Consider the following 18,441-nt stretch of genomic DNA (forward strand, 5'->3'; position numbering starts at 1 on the left):
TGCAACCGTTTGCCCTGTCAACGCAAAAAAACTGATTTTATGGGTTTCCACAAAATCAGTTCTTGTTCATTCCTCAGAGAATCATAGTACCTGGCTGGACTCGCGTTCCACAATTCGGTGGGGAACAATGATGTGTTTGGTCAACTCTTTGGGGTCTTCGATTTTTTCAATCAGGCTTTTGGCTGCCTGATAACCTAGAGTGAAGATATCAATATCCACGGAAGTGAGAGGGGGATTCATCAGCTCAGCCAGCATTAGATTATTGAAGCTCACCATGGATAACTGCTCTGGCATGGACACGCCGAGCTGAGAGAGCATTTTCTGTACTGCCATGGCTACAAGGTCGTCGCTAACGATCATCGCGGTAGGCGGCGGGGTAGCCTGCAATAATGTGCGCATGTCCTCCAGATTAAATGGCTCCCTGACCACGTATTCCTTGGGTAGAGGCAAGCCCGCCTCTCGCAGCGCATCCTGGTAGCCTCGGAGTCTTTCAATATTCACGATCTGTTCATGATCACCGCCAACATAAGCAATGCGCTGATGATTCAGCCCAGTCAAATAAGTGACCACATCCTTAGCAGCCTGGTAGTTATCGTTGTCTACATGGGTAGTTTCACTGACAAATTGCTGAGGCTTACCGATTACGGTGTAAGGTATTTTTTCTTGATGAAGATACTCCACGATACTATCTTTTTGCTTGGAGTACAGAACAATATAGCCGTCAACACGTCCGGTCCGGCTCATCAGCTTCACGCGGGATAGCAATTCATCACTCGTTTTTCCTGTGACAATGGACAGTGTATAGTTGTGCTCATTCACCCATTCGCTGATCCCGCGAAGGCTTTCCGGAAAGAAGGGATTTTGAAAGATTGCCACATCCGATTCAGGCATAATAATGCCAATCGACTGTGTGACACGGTTAGCTAGACTCTGAGCTGAATAGTTGGGTTCATAGCCAAGCGCCTTCATTTCTTTACGGACACGTGCCTTGGTGGCTTCGCTGATTTTGGGGCTGTCTTGAATGACACGGGATACGGTGGAAGTAGCAACATTAGCACGTTTTGCGACATCTTTGATGGTTACTGCCATCGTCTTCGTCTCCTTTTGCTATCTCAAGCAGGAAATATTATGTTCTATCATACGATATTGCTCGAAAATCAACAAATTCGCGGCTTTTTCGAGTTTTTACATCATCATTAACCAAGATATTTACAATTAGGGTATTGCCAATAGAAAGCGATATCATTATAATAATTGTGCAACCGATTGCATAATGTTTATAGGGTACGAACAACGCTGTACATACTATAAGGGATGGAGATTGAAGGAGCATGAAAAAACTTCTATCATTTGATTTTTGGCAAAAGCTCGGGAAAGCACTGCTAGTGGTTGTTGCTGTCATGCCGGCAGCAGGGATTATGATTTCGCTCGGTAAAGTAGTGGCGATGTTGGCTGGCGATATCCATTTCTGGTTGACTGTCGGCGGGGTCATGGAGAATTTGGGTTGGGGTATTATCAATAATTTACACATTCTATTTGCAGTGGCGATTGGTGGTTCCTGGGCTAAGGAACGAGCGGGCGGGGCTTTTGCTGCCTTAATTGCCTTTATTCTCATTAATATTTCAACAGGAACGATTTTGGGTGTGTCCTCGAAAATGCTAACCCAGGAGGGTGCCACCACCCACACTCTTTTTGGTGCATCCATTCCGGTTAGTGGCTATTTTACCTCTATCTTAGGGGCGCCTGCACTTAATATGGGTGTGTTTGTCGGTATCATCTCCGGATTTGTCGGGGCCGTGGTATTTAACAAGTACTACAATTACCGCAAGCTGCCAGACGCTTTAGCCTTTTTTAACGGTAAACGTTTTGTTCCTTTTGTTGTGATTTTATGGTCTGTCATCGTAAGTTTGATCATGTCTGCCATCTGGCCATTTGTTCAGGGGGGGATTAATCAGTTCGGTATTTGGTTGGCGACTTCGGGAGAGTCGGCTCCTTTTGTAGCGCCATTTGTCTATGGTACACTGGAAAGACTACTGATTCCTTTTGGACTTCACCATATGCTGACTGTTCCTATTAACTATACTCAACTTGGTGGCGTTTACACGACACTTACGGGTTCCGGGGCAGGAAGCGTCGTTGCCGGGCAAGACCCGCTGTGGCTGGCTTGGGCAAGTGACCTGAGTGCGCTTCGTGGTACCGATCCGACAGCCTACAATAGCTTGTTAGAAGGCGTGACGCCTGCCCGCTTCAAGGTAGGACAAATGATCGGTGGAGCAGGAATCCTTATGGGACTAGCGGTGGCTATGTATCGCCGTGTAGACAAAGATAAACGCAGCAAGTACAAGTCGATGATCTTTTCGGCAGCCGCAGCTGTCTTTTTAACAGGGGTAACGGAGCCACTGGAATTCATGTTTATGTTCGTAGCACCTGTGCTGTATGTGGTTTATGCTATTCTTACCGGTATTGCGTTCGGAATGGCCGACATCATACATTTGCGTTTACATTCGTTTGGTATGATTGAACTGCTGACCCGATTACCGTTGTCTATAAATGCGGGTTTGGTGCAGGATATTATTAACTTCGTGCTGACTTGTGTGGTGTTTGCGGTAACAACCTACTTTATCGCTTATTTTATGATCGGTAAATTCAAAATGGCTACGCCGGGAAGGCTGGGGAACTATACGGATGAGGAGCCTCAGGGCACTTCCGAGGTGGGGAATACGAAGACAGATGGTGTGGCAGCTGTTTCCACTCAAAATCAACTGGCTACGGATATCATCAAGACGCTTGGGGGTGAGCAGAACATTGTCGAGGTGGACGCTTGCATGACCCGTCTGCGTGTGACGGTGAAGGATACAGATGCCGTTGGGGACGAAAAGACGTGGAAAGCGCTGGGTGCCTTGGGCTTGATAAAAGTAGATAATGGGGTGCAGGCAGTTTACGGACCGAAGGCTGATGTGCTTAAATCAGATATACAAGACATACTCAACAGGTGATTACTTTGAAGTTGTTAACCTTAAATGCACATGCTTGGATGGAAGAAAACCAGCACGATAAGCTAAAGCAACTGGCTGCTTTTATTGATGAACAGCAGTTTGATGTCATTGCTTTGCAGGAAGTGAACCAGTCCATGGAAGAGACTCCTTTGTCGCCGGACGATTTGGGCGCTTACTATAGCGCAGATCCTGAAGTTGTCATTAAGCGTGATAACTATGCTTATGTGCTGAACGGGCTATTGTCCAACGCCTATCATTGGACGTGGGCTCCCGCGCATGTTGGTTTTGCCAAATACGACGAGGGTTTGGCGATTCTGTCCAAAACACCGATTACAGCTACGGTGAACGAATATGTTTCCTCGCTACAGGATTATGACAACTACCGCTCGCGTAAAATTGTCGGCATTCAAACTGTGGTGGACGGAGTACAGGCCTGGTTTGTAAGTGGACATTATAACTGGTGGAATGATGAAGAATCCTTCCGTGGACTATGGGATCGTACAACCAAAGTGCTAAATTCTTTTGCTCCGACTCCTGTGTTTATGATGGGTGATTTCAACAACGCGGCTGAAGTGCGCGGAGAAGGATATGACTATGTACTGCAATCCGGCTGGTCGGACACCTATCCGAATGCAGCAGTACGTGATGATGGCCACACGGTGATTAAAGCTATTGCTGGCTGGGAAAGTAATGCGGAGCCGCTCCGCATTGACTTTATCTTCTCCAATAAGGCTGCACAGGTACAATCCTCAACCGTTGTACTGAACGGGAAAACTGGACCAGTTGTATCGGATCATTTTGGGGTTGCAGTTGAGTTGGAGCTGTGATGAAAAAGGAGGCCATTTGCTTATGCAATTGGCCTTTTTCTTATAGATTTCGACTTGAATCGAATGACATATTGGATAACTATAGCGATCAACACCAAAATCAAATTGTAGTAAAAGGGAGTGTTGATGCTAAACCGTTCCATGAGTGCACCTGCGATGATCGGAGACACAATGGCCCCCAATTCGGACAAAGATACGACGTTGCCGATAAATGAGCTTCTATTTTCCTCAGGAATAACATCCCCTAGTTGCGAGTAAAAGGAATCCAGATAGCTGGCTCCTCCTATACCTCCGATGAACATCGCTAAGTATACGATCCATGGTTCTGTGTACCAAAGAAATAAGATGATTTCCACCATGATCAACAATAGACCGATGATACAAAGCATCAAGCGATCCTTAAGTAGATCAGATATTTTGCCAATAAAGGGTGCTGATATGAAGGTTGATATGCCTATAATTGTAAAAGCTAAGCTAATTTCTGCGGGACTCCAATGGAGCTTGTAGGTTGCATATACAGAGAAGTACGTTAAAAATATAGCGAATGCACTCATTTCAAGAAAATGAACGGTAGAATAGACAAGTAACGGTTTCGTTAACATGGTTTTTCCTTTGGGTTTTAGAGGGGGCGAATGCTGTTCTTGTGGCTTTAAGGGAGAACTGAGGAAAGTCATTCTTGAAACGGCAACGAAGGATATACATGAGAAAATAGCAACGAAATAAAACGGAATGGATAAAGAAAAATAAGAAACAATAGCTCCACTCATAAGAGGCCCTAAAATCATACCGGCACCTTCACTGCTGCTGATATATCCATTGAGTGTGCCTCGATTCTCTGCGGTGCTCATATGGTTGATCGTGACTCTTACAAAGACGGTTAGCCCTATAGCTACCAAGCCTTGGAGGAGTCTCAGTATGGATAGAATGATGAAGCTTGTTGCAATCGGAAACAGGAGCATACAAGCGATTTCGGCAATGAGTAGGCTCAACCCCAAGCGTTTTGCGCCAATCTTTTCATAAATTCGTCCTGCCATGCCTCCACCAAGAAATCTTCCCACATAAAACAGAGAAAATAAAATACTCATGCCGAGTGTAGATATCCCGAATTGCTCTACATAAATAGCAAAGAGTGGAAGGATCATACTCCCACTCATGTTAGCAATAAGGCTGATCACGATCATACAGGCGATATTACGATTTAAATATAAGTGTCTCACCATAACCTCGAAACCTCTCTTTGATCTTGCATCATGGGAACCGTTATTCGGATTGCACCTGATTACGGATAAACGGCTTCAGGTCGAGTTAGCGGGTTCCCATATAGGGTACGCAAGCGAGTTCCTCGTGGTGCCTAAATCCCAATGCAATGATGGAGGTATGAAGCAGCGGATGGGGGAAATCTTGATTAGAGCGTGGTGTTGCCTTAAGCGGGAAAGCCGCCTCCTGGTGGTGGCCAAGCTCCATAAATCCGGCGTAGCAGTACGATTTCACCCAAATGATATGAATTGTGGGAAGCGATATTCCGCAGAAGTCCTGCTTTCGTTTCACCTGGGAAATGAGCTAGTGAATCATCCAGTTGCGCGGTTTCGGCAATCTGCACAGCCTGATCCACGCCCTGTAAAAATTCATTAATAACAGCCTGCCATGCCTCTTCGCTTTGCGGTCCAGTCTCTTCGGGCCAGCTTTCCATGACATTCCCCGGAAGCTGGGGCTTCCGTCCTTCCAAATGCTCCAACATAAATTGCTGCCAGTAAATCATATGCTTCAGCAGTTGGTAAATGCTGTAAGGCATTTCTGCATTTTTCTTCCCTGCCAGCTCGACGTCGATGTCTGGTAAAGCCCGAGCTACTCGAATATGTCCACGTTCCCCGACCAGTGATTTAACCAGTGCTTGACCGAATAATTGGTTTGCATCCGACATGTATCATCATCCCTTCTATGGAGAACTTGTTTCTAGCTTATTCTCATTTTACGATTATACAATTATATTTTTCAAAATGAAAATACCTACTTAGTTTGGAGTGAAACAGAAATAACTTTTTTAAAAAAAGGTTGATAATCATTCTCAATTTCACTAAAATAAAATTGTTTCAATGGAAACAAAGTATCTACAATAGATATATTTTGTATATATACGGAAATGTTAAAGGGGAGCTTTCCGTATGCATATATTGTTTTCTATGAAACAAATATGGGCTATAATAAAAGGAGGAGTATGCCAAAGGAGTGACCATTTGTTCGTATGGAGATAGCGACATCAGTTCAGCATGTTTATGATTTGCTCATTAAGATGAATCACCAGCTGGAACAGCATCAGCAGAGAGAGAGCATGACTGTTCTCGAAGAAATCCACGAGCATTTTGATGGAATTGCTTCGCTCAATCTGACGGATGTGCACGTTATTGACTGTATCGGGAGGCATGAGCCGATTAATGTTACGACATTAGCGGATCGAATTGAGCTGAGCAAGGGTACAGTTTCGAAAGTCAGCACCAAGCTGCTCAAGGAAGGCTGGATTCGCAGAACCCAGCTTAACGACAACAAGAAAGAAATTTATTTTCGGTTAACCCCGTTGGGGAAAAGACTTTTTCTTGTGCATGAACGACTGCATGTTAAGGTACAGCAGCAGTTATTTCAATTTTTAAATCGTTATAGCTCGGAAGAACTGAATGTCTTGAAACGTCTGCTGTCCGATGGTGTAGATCTCTTAGAAACTATGGAGTGGCAGGACAAGAGTCTGGACTAAAGGGATATCGAATCATCAACGATGGGCACCTGTTTTATCTCCGAGTAATAGATACATGGGGAGATGCAGGTGCTTTTCTTTTAATGTCAGCAGTTTGCATAATTCGATTCCCAACGCTCGAAGGTACAATATTTAGACGGACTAACCCGTTCCGATCTATATATTGCTGATTTGTGAATACTCTTGGGATTTATGCAAAATGCTTAGTGTAATAGCCGTTTTGCTTCCATATAGAGCACCTGTACGAACTTTTTCGTATTAATGCGGGCTTGGGACAGTGAAGGCTCCACATTGTTTTGCAGCTCCAGCATTTTTTTGCGGATTTCTGTAAAATCAAAAAATTTGGATGCATAATTTTCAAATTTAGGATGCGTATAGTCGGTCAATCCGAGCGATACTATATGGCTTAGCGTCTGGAAAATAGCGCGGCGGACACGTTGCTCCGATGCTTTGATTTCCTTACTCAGCTCTACTGCTGAGGCTGAAGCCCCCAACCGTTTGGACGCCACATTGGCAAATATATCCTTCAACGGCGGGAACAGATAGGGAGATAGATTGCCTGTTTCCTCCTCATACTGGTCCAGAAATTCCAGCATGTCCAGTAGATCCATACTCCCGGCTTCCCCGATCATCCCCATTTCAGAGAGCAGAAACTGCCCGGAAGTTACGATGTTTCGGGTCGGTTCAATTGTTGCCGTTGGGTTATTCGATGTGAACATCGACAACCCTTGAAGCGTGCGCTGGATATCCGTAATCGATTGCTGCATGCGCAGACGCTCAGCCACCTTATGAATAACTGCAATAATCTCCAGTCGATTCAAAGGCTTGGCCACATAATATTCAATACCGAGCGAGTACGCCTCGCCGATCATGTTTTTGGATTCGATGCGAGAAATCATAATGATTTTGCCGCTGAATTGATCGCCGAGTGCACGCACGGTCTGAATGCCGTCACGAAGCGGCATCAGCAGGTCAATCAGCAATACATCAATCCGGTTCAGCTCCAGGAGGCCGCTATTCACGTAGGTACCATCCTCTGCTTCCCCGATGACTTCCCCTAGACCTTCGTCTTCAATAATATCTGCCAGCATAGAACGAATTCCCTGATCGTCATCCACAATATAAAAACGCATCCGGGCTATCTTCCTTTCTCCGTCAGTTTCCGTAAAGGCAATGTAATTCTAAAAGTGGTCTGTAATCTATCTGTATTCTCTTCTTCATCCTGTTGCAGTTCAATCGTTCCTTCAAGGCTCTCCGCGACCTCACGCACATAAAACAATCCCATACCGGTCGACGGCTGTCCTTCCTCATCATACTTGGTCGTGTACCCTGGTGTGAAGACCGTTTCCCGTTTCCGCAGAGGAATACCCGGACCGTTGTCGGTAACACTAAAGGAAGCTATGTCCTCTTTTCCCGGGAGACAACGAATGGAAACGTCGATCCTTCCGTTGTCCTTCATTGCTTCAACCGCATTGGCTGTCAGGTTATTAATAAGTGTCAAAACGGTATAAACATGCAGCTTGGGTAACAAAGGATCGACATCAAGGGTAAAACGAATGGACTTGTCCAGCGATTGCGCATATTTGCTGTTCGTTCGGATGATTAGCTCCCCAAGCTCTTGAGAAGCCATGTAATGGACTCCGCTTTCGGCATCAATCAGCTTGGACAAACCAGCAAAAATCCGCTGGCTGTCTTTTTTGATCTCGTGAACCTGTCCGGAAATACGAAGTGCCTGTCTGGCGTAATGTTCTCTATCTTTCAGAGATTCATCCTGCTGTAGCTCACGGTACAGCTCGTAGCTTTCACGAGTGATTTGTTCTGCATGTGATAGTGTTTTGCCTAACTGGACCGACTCCTCATACAAGTCCGATACAAGGAGTAAAATTCGCTCTGTCTGCTGCCTTTGTGCCTCTTCATGCTGAACCGATTGATTTAGCCGAATCATATTATAAAACCCAAGCACGAAGAAGCTGCGGATCATAGCCATGAAAGCTACTTTGCTGATTTTAACGATGTCCCAGAAATCGCCGTCAATGCTCCACCGGACGCTAAGTTCCGACACACTTGCGGCAACCTCAATCCCTACAGAGAGGATGCCCACGCGGAGCGCGCGGTAAGGCTCAGCATTAATGTTAAGGACCTGGAAGAGCAGACCGTAGACCATGTAATAAAAAAAGGTAGGGCCATGTAGTGTCAGCAACTCTTCGAAGGGAAGACCGGGCTGAGTGTAATGATTGAGTAAGATGCGAAAGGCCACTACAGCTATCCCTGCAAGCACTCCCGATAATGCAGGCGGAATATGACGAATAGATAACAGAAAGAAAAAAAATACAGGCGTACCAAAGCTAAGACGGAATGTATTAGCGAACGGGTGAATATTCAGCTCACCTGCGAGCGGTACAAATACAAGCATGAGCAGGAAAAGGAGCGTATTCAACTTCATCCATATTCACCTCCTGGGTATTCAGTCAGAAAGGCAATGTGAGCTAAATTCACAGGCTCGCCGTTAAAGTTTGTGAATTTATAGAAAAAAATAAATGTGGCTGTAGATAATTGTCGTTTTTTATAGATCAGATTGTAGTATAAATAACATCATTTGAATATTAAGAACAGCATACTGCAAAAATATACAAATCAGCCAGGGGGGACACGAAGTGAAAAAGATTAATTTGACGATGCAAATCTTTATCGGTCTGGCTTTAGGTATTATTATTGGTGCCTTATTTTACGGCAATTCAGGGGTGGAAGTCTACTTAAAGCCAATCGGCGATATTTTCATCCGCTTGATCAAGATGATTGTCGTGCCTATTGTGATCTCAACGCTCATTATCGGCGTTGCCGGCGTGGGAGACATGAAAAAACTAGGTAAACTTGGCGGCAAGTCTATTCTGTACTTTGAGATTGTAACGACAATCGCCATCCTTTTCGGACTGCTTGTTGCCAACTTGGTTCGACCGGGTGACGGCGTGGATATGTCCCACCTGGCCAAGAGTGATATTCATTCCTATGTGGAGACTGCAGAGAAGTCAGGCCATAGCTTTATAGATACGATTGTGCATATTGTTCCTACCAATATTATTCAAGCTCTGGGCGAGGGAGATATGCTGGCTATTATATTCTTCTCCGTACTGTTTGGACTAGGGGTAGCGGCGATTGGTGACAAGGGCAAGCCCGTGCTGAATTTCTTTGAAGGCGTAGCCGACGCCATGTTCTGGGTAACCAATCAGGTCATGCGCCTGGCTCCGTTCGGAGTATTCGCACTGATTGGAACGACAGTGGCCAAGTTTGGATTGGCCTCGTTATGGCCATTATTGAAGCTTGTTTTGTCGGTGTACGGCTCCATGGCGCTGTTCATTGTGATTGTTTTTGGAATTATCGCCAAGCTTTGCGGTACCCGTCTCTGGACCATGATTAAAATTTTGAAAAGTGAGCTGTTGCTTGCATATTCGACGGCCAGTTCGGAAAGTGTTCTGCCTAAGATCATGGAGAAGATGGAGAAGTTCGGATGTCCTAAAGGAATTACTTCCTTTGTTATTCCGATTGGGTATTCTTTTAATCTGGACGGTTCCACCCTGTATCAGGCACTGGCTGCGATTTTCATTGCCCAAATGTACGGCATTGACCTGCCAATCACGACACAAATCACGCTGGTGCTAGTTTTGATTATTTCATCCAAAGGTATTGCAGGGGTGCCGGGTGCTTCCTTTGTCGTTTTGCTCGCTACACTTGGAGCAGTGAACCTCCCGCTGGAGGGTTTGGCTTTTATCGCTGGTATTGATCGCATTCTGGATATGGCGCGTACGGTAGTCAATGTATTAGGCAACTCGCTTGCCGCTGTGGTCATGTCCAAATGGGAAGGCCAATATGATAAAGAAAAGGGCGAAGAATACGTTGCTTCAATTAAATAAGATGCGACGAACTGAATAGTTGACAGAAAGAGCACCTTTGTGAAGTATTGCGAAGGTGCTCTTTTCGTCTCCAGACTTATTAAGATCTTTCCTTTTTCGACATTTTTCGATGTTTTTTGTATGAATATATAGGTATATGGACATAAAAATGATTCTTATTACCTATGCAATTTTAGATTTATTTATAATGATTCTTAATAAAATTCCGATATTAAACTATATCGTTTTATATATTGGCTTAGAAGGGAAGAGCATATATGTTTTTTAAAAAAAATGAGACCGACTCACTTGCTCCTTTAGTAGAAGAAAGCCGCAAACTTTCACAAAGAATACAGCAGAAGGATTATTCTGCCGCAATACAAGTTTCATCCAAATCTTCCGAGGTTCAAGAAATCGCAAACAATGTCAACCAAGCGCTTGAGTCCATGAAAAAGGATGCTCAACATGTTGACATCCGTCTGAAGCTTGTTACCAAGGCTATAGAGATTGGCTTATGGGACATGGAGGTGGTTGCGGGTGATCCCGTCAATCCAAGTAATACGTTCACATGGTCAGAAGAATTTCGTGCTATGCTGGGGTATCAGAGCGAAAAGGACTTCCCCAATGTATTAAACAGCTGGGCATCCCGGCTGCACCCCGAAGATCATGACAGGTCATTGGCAGCTTTGTCAGATCATTTGCTGGATTTTACGGGCAAGACGCCTTATGACGTACAGTATCGTTTGAAGCTGAAGCATGGAGAATACCGCTGGTTCCGGGCTACCGGAACGACGATCCGCGATCAGCAGGGAGTGCCACTTCGGATTGCGGGCGCTCTGTTGGATGTGCACGACCAGAAGATCAAGTCCGAGGAGTTGCAGGCTCTAGTTACAAGATATGATCTCATCAATCGTGTTTTGGTGGAGGCTCCATATGATGTCATTCTGGCTGATGGAGACATTGAGAACCCGGATAATATATTTTGGTGGTCCCAGCAATTCCGCCACATCTTGGGCTTTAAGGATGAGCAGGACTTCCCGAGTGTACTAAGCAGTTGGAGTTCGCGTATACATCCTGACGATGCCGAGCATGCGTTTAAGGCTGTAGTTGATCATTTAAATGACTATTCAGATCGTACGCCATATGACATGGTGTGTCGCTTGCAAAGTAAAAATGGCGAATATCGCTGGTATCAAAACAGTGGAAGAAGCATACGCGATAGCAAGGGAGTGCCTATTCGTATTGCCGGGACCATTCGTGATATCACAGTGGAAAAGGAAAAGCAGGCTGTCGCGGATGAGCTTACGCTCAAAATCCAGCATCTCTCCGATTCCATTACGGAAATGGTGAACGGCGTTACCTCGGTTAGTAACCAGGCGCAGGAGCTGGCAACGGCTCAGGAGCAATCGACAGAGGCAGCGAATCAAGCCAAAGTCAGTGCAGAAGAAACCCAAAACATTTCCAACTTCATTAAAGAGATTGCGAATCAAACAAATCTGCTGGGTCTGAATGCTGCCATTGAGGCATCGCGTGCGGGCGAGCAGGGGCGGGGTTTTGCGGTAGTCGCAGATGAAGTGAGAAAACTTGCCATTCACAGTGCTGATGCGACCGGAAATATCGAGACTAGTCTGGACGAAATGAAGACACTCATCGAGCGGATTTTGCACAATATCGGTAACATGTCTACGCTGACACAAACACAAGCCGCGCTAACGCAGCAAGTGAATGCATCTACAGACGAGATCAACAGCATGTCCAAAGCTTTGTTGGATTTTGCGAGAACGATGTAAGGCTTCATGTAGAAATGAGGCCGGGCCTTAGGCTCGGTCTCTTTACTGTTTTTGGAAGATGAACTATACTTTTCGAGGATAGATCTAAAAATCACCTCATAGTAACTTTATGTGGAAAAGAGGAATATACTTGAGCTTACTTAGTTCAATATTGGTCGGAATTGTAGCTCTGGAGCATGTGTACATTCTAATATTGGAAATGTTTCTGTGGACGACTCCGCGGGCGATGCGTACGTTCGGCACCTCGAAGGAGCTGGCGGAAGCAAGCAAATCCTTGGCTGCAAATCAGGGGCTGTACAATGGCTTTTTGGCAGCCGGATTGGTGTGGGGCTTGTTCTATCCGGATACTGTGATCGGGCGGCAAATCCAATTATTCTTTGTCATTTGTGTGGTAGTGGCTGCGTTGTATGGTGCATTAACTGCTAATAAGTCTATTTTATTAAAGCAAGGCCTGCCTGCCATCCTGGCACTGATCAGTTTGTGGATACTCTGAAGACACCCTTACCGGGTGTTTTTTTCTAGATTCGATCACATAATGTCTGGAATGCTAATGACAAGGGGAATAAACAGTTTTTGATCGATTGTAAATCCGACTATTCCGATTTATAATAAATTTATTACATACTAAGAGGACACGGGGGCTAGAGCGATGCGTCGTAATTTGACTGGTGTATTGGTATTAATTGTATTAATGTTGGTTGTAAGTGCATGCTCCGGCGGGAATTCTGGATCTACGTCTGAGACGAATGGGAATACGCCTGGTACAGCTACCACAACAGCTGATAACGAACAGCCTAAAGATGGCGGCAGCCTGATCATTGGCGTACAAGCTGATCCGGTGGTGCTGAATCCGAACTATGCGGGTGACCGGGTAAGTCTGACGATAGACCAGGCGATATTCGCACCATTGTTTCAGGTGAACAATGGCAAAAAGACATTTTATTTGGCAGACAGTCTGACTCCTTCAGCAGACAAGCTGACTTATACACTAAAATTGAAAAAAGATCTGACTTGGCATGATGGCGAGAAGCTGACAGCTGACGATGTCGTTTTCACCATTAACAAAATTTTGGACGAGAAGCAGCACAGCTTTTTGAGAAGTAATTTTATGGTTAATGGCAAACCGATTCAGGCGAGCAAGGTTGATGATACAACGGTCGATTTCAAGCTTCCTCAGCCAGCTCCTGCTTTTGAGGCAGCACTGGTACAGGTATCCCCGATTCCGAAGCACATTTTCGAGAATGAAGCGGATATTGAGAAAAGCACAAAAAACAATTCTCCAATTGGATCAGGTCCTTTCAAATTTAAAGAGTACAAAACCGGTGAGTACGTTACACTCGAACGGTTCGATAACTATGTTGGCGGAAAGCCGCATCTGGATTCAGTAACATACCGGATTGTTAAAGATTCGAATGCTGCGAATTTGGCCCTTCAAAATGGTGAGATCAATGTAAACTATCTCGATCCACAAAATGTAGAGACCATTAAGGCAACAGATAAGTTTGACATTTTCCCTTACAGCGAAGGTCGCTTGGCTTATCTGATGTTTAATGAAAACAGTGATACGAAGCAGTTGAACAAAAAAGAAGTACGTCAGGCGCTTTCTTATGCATTGAATCAGGATGAATTGATTCAAGTCTCCTATGGTTCCAAGGATTATGCAGATACTGCGAAATCTGCTCTGACACAGGATGTACTGTATCACACGAACGACGTTGCATTTTTCAATAATGATGTGAACAAGGCGAAGGAGCTGCTGAAATCGGCTGGAGCTGAAGGACTGAAGCTGCGCATTATCATTCCGGGCGGCAACAAGGTACAGGAAGCACAAGCGCTCTATATCCAGCAGAAGTTAAAGGACATAGGCGTTCAGCTGGACGTGAACAGCATGGATTCCTCAGCATGGTCACAAAAGTTCGTCGATACGAATGCCAAGGACTTCGATCTGGCGATCAGCGGCTATATCATGGGGTATGACCCTGACGCGTATCGTATTTTGTATAGCACCGGATCGTCCTCCAATTATTCGCATTATTCAAATAAAGAAGTGGATAAGCTGCTGGAAGAGGGCGCGGGTGAGTCGGATACGACTAAACGTGGAGAAATTTATAAAAAGGTACAGGAGCTGCTGGCTGAGGATGCTGTCATCTACCCGATTGCTTACACCAAGACTATTGTAGCCTTCGACAAGCAGTATGGCGGTATTGATCAGGCTGTGTTGAAGCCGGTCGTGATTTTCGAGGATTTGTCCAAAATTTATCACAAATAAGACAGGGTTTTCAAAAATAAGCTGGGCTAACCAGCTTATTTTTTTCGAAAACAGCAAGGGGAAGGGAAACGTATGAGACAACTCATCGCCAGAAGGTTGCTGCAAGTTATACCGATGCTATTTTTTGTGTCCATCGTCTGCTTCGGCTTGATCAAGCTGGCTCCAGGTGATCCGGTTCTCTCTTTTGTTACACCGAATATGCATCTGGAAGACATTGAACGAATGAGGCATAGCTTGGGGCTGGACCAGCCCGCTTATGTGCAGTACATATTATGGCTTAAAAAGAGCCTAACGGGTGATCTCGGCTACTCGCTAATTAATCACCAGCCTGTGCTGGATCAGATTCTCGATCGTCTACCGGCTACAGCCGGGTTAATGGGCGCATCTATCATACTGGCTGTGCTGATTGCAATTCCACTCGGTTTGACGGCTGCGGCTAATCGGAATCGCTGGATCGACAAGCTCATTAATCTGATGTCGTACATCGGGATATCTGTTCCGCTGTTTTGGCTCGGTATTTTACTTATTTATTTGTTTGCGATTTATCTGCACTGGCTTCCGAGTACAGGGATGCGTACCATCGGTACGGACTCGGTGCTCGATGTGATTAAGCATGGAATTTTACCATGTTTTGTACTGGCTTTCGGCTTTCTGTCTGTGTATGTGAGGTACATCCGTTCCAGCACGATTACGCAGCTCAAGGAAGAGTATGTGCAGATTCAATACGCGTTCGGGTCTGGAAAAAGACTGGTTTTGTTTCGACATGTGCTCAAGCATGTGCTATTGCCCATCATTACACTGCTCGGAATGTCGGTTGCGGACCTGGTGGCTGGAGCCATTGTGACGGAGACGGTATTTTCCTGGCCGGGCATTGGCTCGCTGGGTATGACGGCGGTGAAAGGGATGGATTATCCCGTCATCATGGGGATTACTTTATTTTCCGCTCTGCTGCTGATCCTGGGTAATCTGCTTGCAGATATCTTATACAGCATTGCGGACCCGAGAATTAAATCAACGAGGTGAATTCATGAATCGGAGCAAATGGCGCAACATCGGGATCGAGCTGATGACGAGCAAAATGGGCGCCGTCGCCCTCATACTATTGATCGTATTCTCGCTGGGGGCGATTTTCGCATTTTTATCGCCGCAGGACCCAAATAAGTTGAACGTGCTAGAGCGTCTCCAACCGCCGGGAGCGGCACACTGGTTTGGGACGGATGATTATGGGCGGGACTATTTTACAAGAGCACTGTACGGTGGACGTGTATCATTGCTGGTAGGCTTTGCGTCCATGATTATTGCGACCAGTATCGGTGCAGTGGTAGGTATTGTGAGCGGATATTTTGGAGGATGGATCGACAATCTGCTTATGCGGGTTTTGGAGCTGATCATGTCGATTCCGTCTTTCTTGGTTATTTTACTACTGAGTGTGTTTTTGAAGCCGGGCGTCGGCAATATCATTGTCATTATCGCCCTGCTCATGTGGATGAACATTGCTCGGGTGGTTCGTGCAGAGACAATGACGTTGCGCGAACGGGAGTATGTACTATACGCCAAAGCTTCGGGACAAAGTACGTTTGGTATTATTATGAAGCACATCGTACCGAATCTGATTCCGGTAATTATCGTAGGGGCGACGAACAATATCGCTTCAGCGATTATGATGGAATCGTCACTGAGCTTCCTCGGCTTTGGTGTTCAGCTACCGAACGCTACGTGGGGCAGTATGCTGAATAATGCCCAAGGATATATTGCACAGGCCCCATATATGGCATTATTCCCAGGTCTACTTATTTTACTGACTGTGTTGAGCTTTAATGTTTTGGGAGATGTGTTGCGTGTAGGCTTTGAACCCAAATTAGTAAAACGATGATTCATAGCACAAATCCATTACAAATGGCTCCAGGAGCGACAGGAAGGAGCGAAACACAATGACGGAACATCTACTGTCCGTCGAACAGCTGGAGGTCTCCTTTTTCACTCGTGAAGGGGAAAATCAGGCAGTTCGAGGGGTTAGTTTTCATATTGATGCTGGAGAAACGGTAGGAATCGTAGGAGAATCCGGCAGCGGCAAAAGTGTTACAGCGAAAGCGATCATGTCGATGATCGCCCCGCCGGGCAAGCGGCTGAACGGCGATATCCGTTATCGGGGACAAAGTCTGACCGCTCTGACGGAAAAGCAATGGCGCAAAATACGCGGAAACCAGATTGCGATGGTCTTTCAGGACCCGATGACCTCACTGAATCCGGTCAAAAAGGTTGGCTATCACCTGGTTGAGGTGATCCGCAGACATCGAGGACTGAGCAAGGAAGCGGCTACGCAAGCAGCTGTAGAACTGCTGCGACAAGTAGGCATTACCGAGCCGGAGCGCCGAATGAACCAATACCCGCATCAATTCAGTGGCGGGATGCGCCAGCGGGTGATGATTGCCATGGCGCTCTCGTGCAGCCCGGAGCTGCTGATTGCAGATGAGCCGACTACAGCGCTGGACGTGACGATTCAGGCGCAAATCTTGGAGCTGCTCAAGACGCTGAAGCAGCAATCCGACATGTCGATTGCTCTGATCACCCATGACCTGGGCGTCGTCGCCCAGGTGTGTAGCCGTGTCATCGTCATGTACGGCGGTATGGTGATGGAGGAGGGGCGCGTGGACGATATCTTTTATCGTCCGGGCCACCCGTATACGCAGGGCCTGCTGCGTTCTGTGCCCCAGCGCACGAACGGCTTCCGCGAGCGGCTGGTGCCGATTGAGGGCACGCCGCCAGACCTGCTGAACCCGCCATCGGGCTGTCCGTTCATGGAACGGTGCCCGCATGCGTTTGCCCGCTGTGTGGAGCGGCCGTCGATGGTGGAGCTGCGCCCGGATCAGCGAGCAGCCTGCTGGTTGAACGAGCCGGACGCAGTGCCTGCTGGAGTCTACGAGACGCCCGAAGCGGGGCAAGCGGAAGGAGGGAATAACGGTGAGTGAAGCAAACGATGTATTGGGTGAGCATCAGCCCTTGGTAGAGGTACACCAGCTTAAGAAGCATTTTGTGACCGCAAAGGATTTGTTAGGGCGTAGCTCTGAGGTGCTCAAGGCGGTGGATGGCGTGAGCTTTCAAATCAAGCGTGGTGAGACGTTCGGACTGGTCGGTGAGTCAGGTAGTGGGAAATCAACGGTTGGACGCTGTCTGACACGGTTATACGATTATACAGAAGGTACGGTACGCTTTGACGGTCAGGATATTTCCAAGCTGAACGACAAACAGCTCAAGCCGCTGCGTCGGCGCATTCAAAGTATTTTTCAGGACCCATATTCCTCTCTTAATCCGGGTATGAACGTGCTTGACCTGATCGGTGAGCCGATGGATATTCACAGATTGCATCAGGGGAGTGAGCGTAAGGATGCTGTAGTGGCTTTGCTTGAAAAGGTAGGGCTGAAGCGGGAGCATCTGTATCGCTACTCGCACGAGTTCAGCGGCGGGCAGCGCCAGCGGATTTCCATCGCTCGTGCTCTGTCCGTGAACCCCGAGTTCATCGTCTGTGACGAGCCGATTTCGGCACTCGATGTGTCCATCCAGGCGCAGGTCATTAACACGCTGGAGGATCTCCAGCAGGAGTTCGGGCTGACGTACCTGTTCATCGCCCATGACTTGTCGATGGTGCGGCATATTTCAGACCGAATCGGTGTGATGTACCATGGGCGACTGGTAGAAGTAGCTGATGCAGATGAGTTGTATGAGCAGCCTGCTCACCCTTATACGCAGGCGCTGCTGTCCTCCATCCCTGTGCCTGATCCGAGAGCAGTCGGAGAGCGGGAGGGACTGGAGGGGGGCTTGGCCCAACCAGACGGCTCATTAGTATGGGACAAGGATAACAACAGTGCAACCGAGCTGAGAGAAATCAGTCCCGGCCATTATGTAGCATACCCGGTTAACCGTTAGGG

16 protein-coding genes are annotated in these 18,441 nt (G+C 46.6%); 11 read left to right on the plus strand and 5 right to left on the minus strand.

What is annotated here, in order from left to right; genetic code table 11:
• Nucleotides 1-81: 81 nt before the first annotated feature.
• Nucleotides 82-1,089, minus strand: coding sequence for a LacI family DNA-binding transcriptional regulator (locus tag JOE49_RS07070; RefSeq protein WP_023986553.1), 1,008 nt, complete (start codon nt 1,087-1,089; stop codon nt 82-84).
• Nucleotides 1,090-1,331: 242 nt separating this feature from the next.
• Here JOE49_RS07070 and JOE49_RS07075 point away from each other — a divergent pair, with 242 nt between their 5' ends.
• Together JOE49_RS07075 and JOE49_RS07080 are read left to right on the plus strand one after the other, a co-directional pair.
• Nucleotides 1,332-2,996 (plus strand): PTS transporter subunit IIBC, encoded by a 1,665-nt coding sequence (locus JOE49_RS07075; protein ID WP_209940799.1) that lies wholly within the window; start codon nt 1,332-1,334, stop codon nt 2,994-2,996.
• 5 nt (nt 2,997-3,001) lie between these two features.
• Nucleotides 3,002-3,823, plus strand: coding sequence for an endonuclease/exonuclease/phosphatase family protein (locus JOE49_RS07080; RefSeq protein WP_069080533.1), 822 nt, complete (start codon nt 3,002-3,004; stop codon nt 3,821-3,823).
• A gap of 20 nt (nt 3,824-3,843) precedes the next feature.
• Here JOE49_RS07080 and JOE49_RS07085 read toward each other — a convergent pair whose 3' ends face one another.
• Nucleotides 3,844-5,043 (minus strand): MFS transporter, encoded by a 1,200-nt coding sequence (locus JOE49_RS07085; RefSeq protein WP_209940801.1) that lies wholly within the window; start codon nt 5,041-5,043, stop codon nt 3,844-3,846.
• 203 nt (nt 5,044-5,246) lie between these two features.
• A complete protein-coding gene (locus JOE49_RS07090) occupies nt 5,247-5,744 on the minus strand; it encodes a DinB family protein (RefSeq protein WP_023986557.1) in 498 nt (165 codons plus the stop codon).
• A gap of 321 nt (nt 5,745-6,065) precedes the next feature.
• On the opposite strand from JOE49_RS07090, the gene JOE49_RS07095 reads away from it, so the two are divergent.
• A complete protein-coding gene (locus JOE49_RS07095; RefSeq protein WP_209940802.1) occupies nt 6,066-6,569 on the plus strand; it encodes a MarR family transcriptional regulator in 504 nt (167 codons plus the stop codon).
• Nucleotides 6,570-6,772: 203 nt separating this feature from the next.
• On the opposite strand, the gene JOE49_RS07100 is transcribed toward JOE49_RS07095, so the two are convergent.
• Complete coding sequence (locus JOE49_RS07100; RefSeq protein ID WP_023986559.1) at nt 6,773-7,702, minus strand: response regulator; 930 nt, start codon at nt 7,700-7,702, stop codon at nt 6,773-6,775.
• 5 nt (nt 7,703-7,707) lie between these two features.
• Complete coding sequence (locus tag JOE49_RS07105; protein ID WP_209940804.1) at nt 7,708-9,012, minus strand: sensor histidine kinase; 1,305 nt, start codon at nt 9,010-9,012, stop codon at nt 7,708-7,710.
• A 211-nt stretch (nt 9,013-9,223) separates the two neighbouring features.
• Between JOE49_RS07105 and JOE49_RS07110 the strand changes: the two genes are divergently transcribed.
• The 8 genes from JOE49_RS07110 to JOE49_RS07145 all read left to right on the plus strand — a co-directional run bounded on the left by JOE49_RS07110 (nt 9,224) and on the right by JOE49_RS07145 (nt 18,439).
• Nucleotides 9,224-10,477 (plus strand): cation:dicarboxylate symporter family transporter, encoded by a 1,254-nt coding sequence (locus JOE49_RS07110; protein WP_023986561.1) that lies wholly within the window; start codon nt 9,224-9,226, stop codon nt 10,475-10,477.
• 257 nt (nt 10,478-10,734) lie between these two features.
• A complete protein-coding gene (locus JOE49_RS26650) occupies nt 10,735-12,246 on the plus strand; it encodes a methyl-accepting chemotaxis protein (protein ID WP_209940805.1) in 1,512 nt (503 codons plus the stop codon).
• 130 nt (nt 12,247-12,376) lie between these two features.
• The gene (locus tag JOE49_RS07120) at nt 12,377-12,739 is read left to right on the plus strand and encodes a DUF1304 domain-containing protein (protein WP_023986563.1); all 363 of its coding nucleotides are present in this window, start codon (nt 12,377-12,379) and stop codon (nt 12,737-12,739) included.
• Between the two features lie 156 nt (nt 12,740-12,895).
• Nucleotides 12,896-14,515 (plus strand): ABC transporter substrate-binding protein, encoded by a 1,620-nt coding sequence (locus JOE49_RS07125; RefSeq protein WP_209940806.1) that lies wholly within the window; start codon nt 12,896-12,898, stop codon nt 14,513-14,515.
• 72 nt (nt 14,516-14,587) lie between these two features.
• Nucleotides 14,588-15,538, plus strand: a complete 951-nt coding sequence (locus tag JOE49_RS07130; RefSeq protein ID WP_023986565.1) for an ABC transporter permease — start codon at nt 14,588-14,590, stop codon at nt 15,536-15,538.
• Nucleotides 15,539-15,542: 4 nt separating this feature from the next.
• Complete coding sequence (locus JOE49_RS07135) at nt 15,543-16,388, plus strand: ABC transporter permease (protein ID WP_013308329.1); 846 nt, start codon at nt 15,543-15,545, stop codon at nt 16,386-16,388.
• Between the two features lie 58 nt (nt 16,389-16,446).
• Nucleotides 16,447-17,484 carry an ABC transporter ATP-binding protein gene (locus tag JOE49_RS07140; protein WP_069080538.1) on the plus strand — a complete coding sequence of 346 codons (1,038 nt, stop codon included), beginning with the start codon at nt 16,447-16,449 and terminating at the stop codon, nt 17,482-17,484.
• The gene (locus JOE49_RS07145; RefSeq protein WP_076295727.1) at nt 17,477-18,439 is read left to right on the plus strand and encodes an ABC transporter ATP-binding protein; all 963 of its coding nucleotides are present in this window, start codon (nt 17,477-17,479) and stop codon (nt 18,437-18,439) included. The genes JOE49_RS07140 and JOE49_RS07145 overlap by 8 nt, the downstream gene beginning before the upstream one ends.
• Nucleotides 18,440-18,441 lie beyond the last annotated feature (2 nt).

It is taken from the genome of Paenibacillus sp. PvR133, from assembly GCF_017833155.1.
In the GTDB taxonomy this organism is placed as follows: domain Bacteria; phylum Bacillota; class Bacilli; order Paenibacillales; family Paenibacillaceae; genus Paenibacillus; species Paenibacillus polymyxa_B.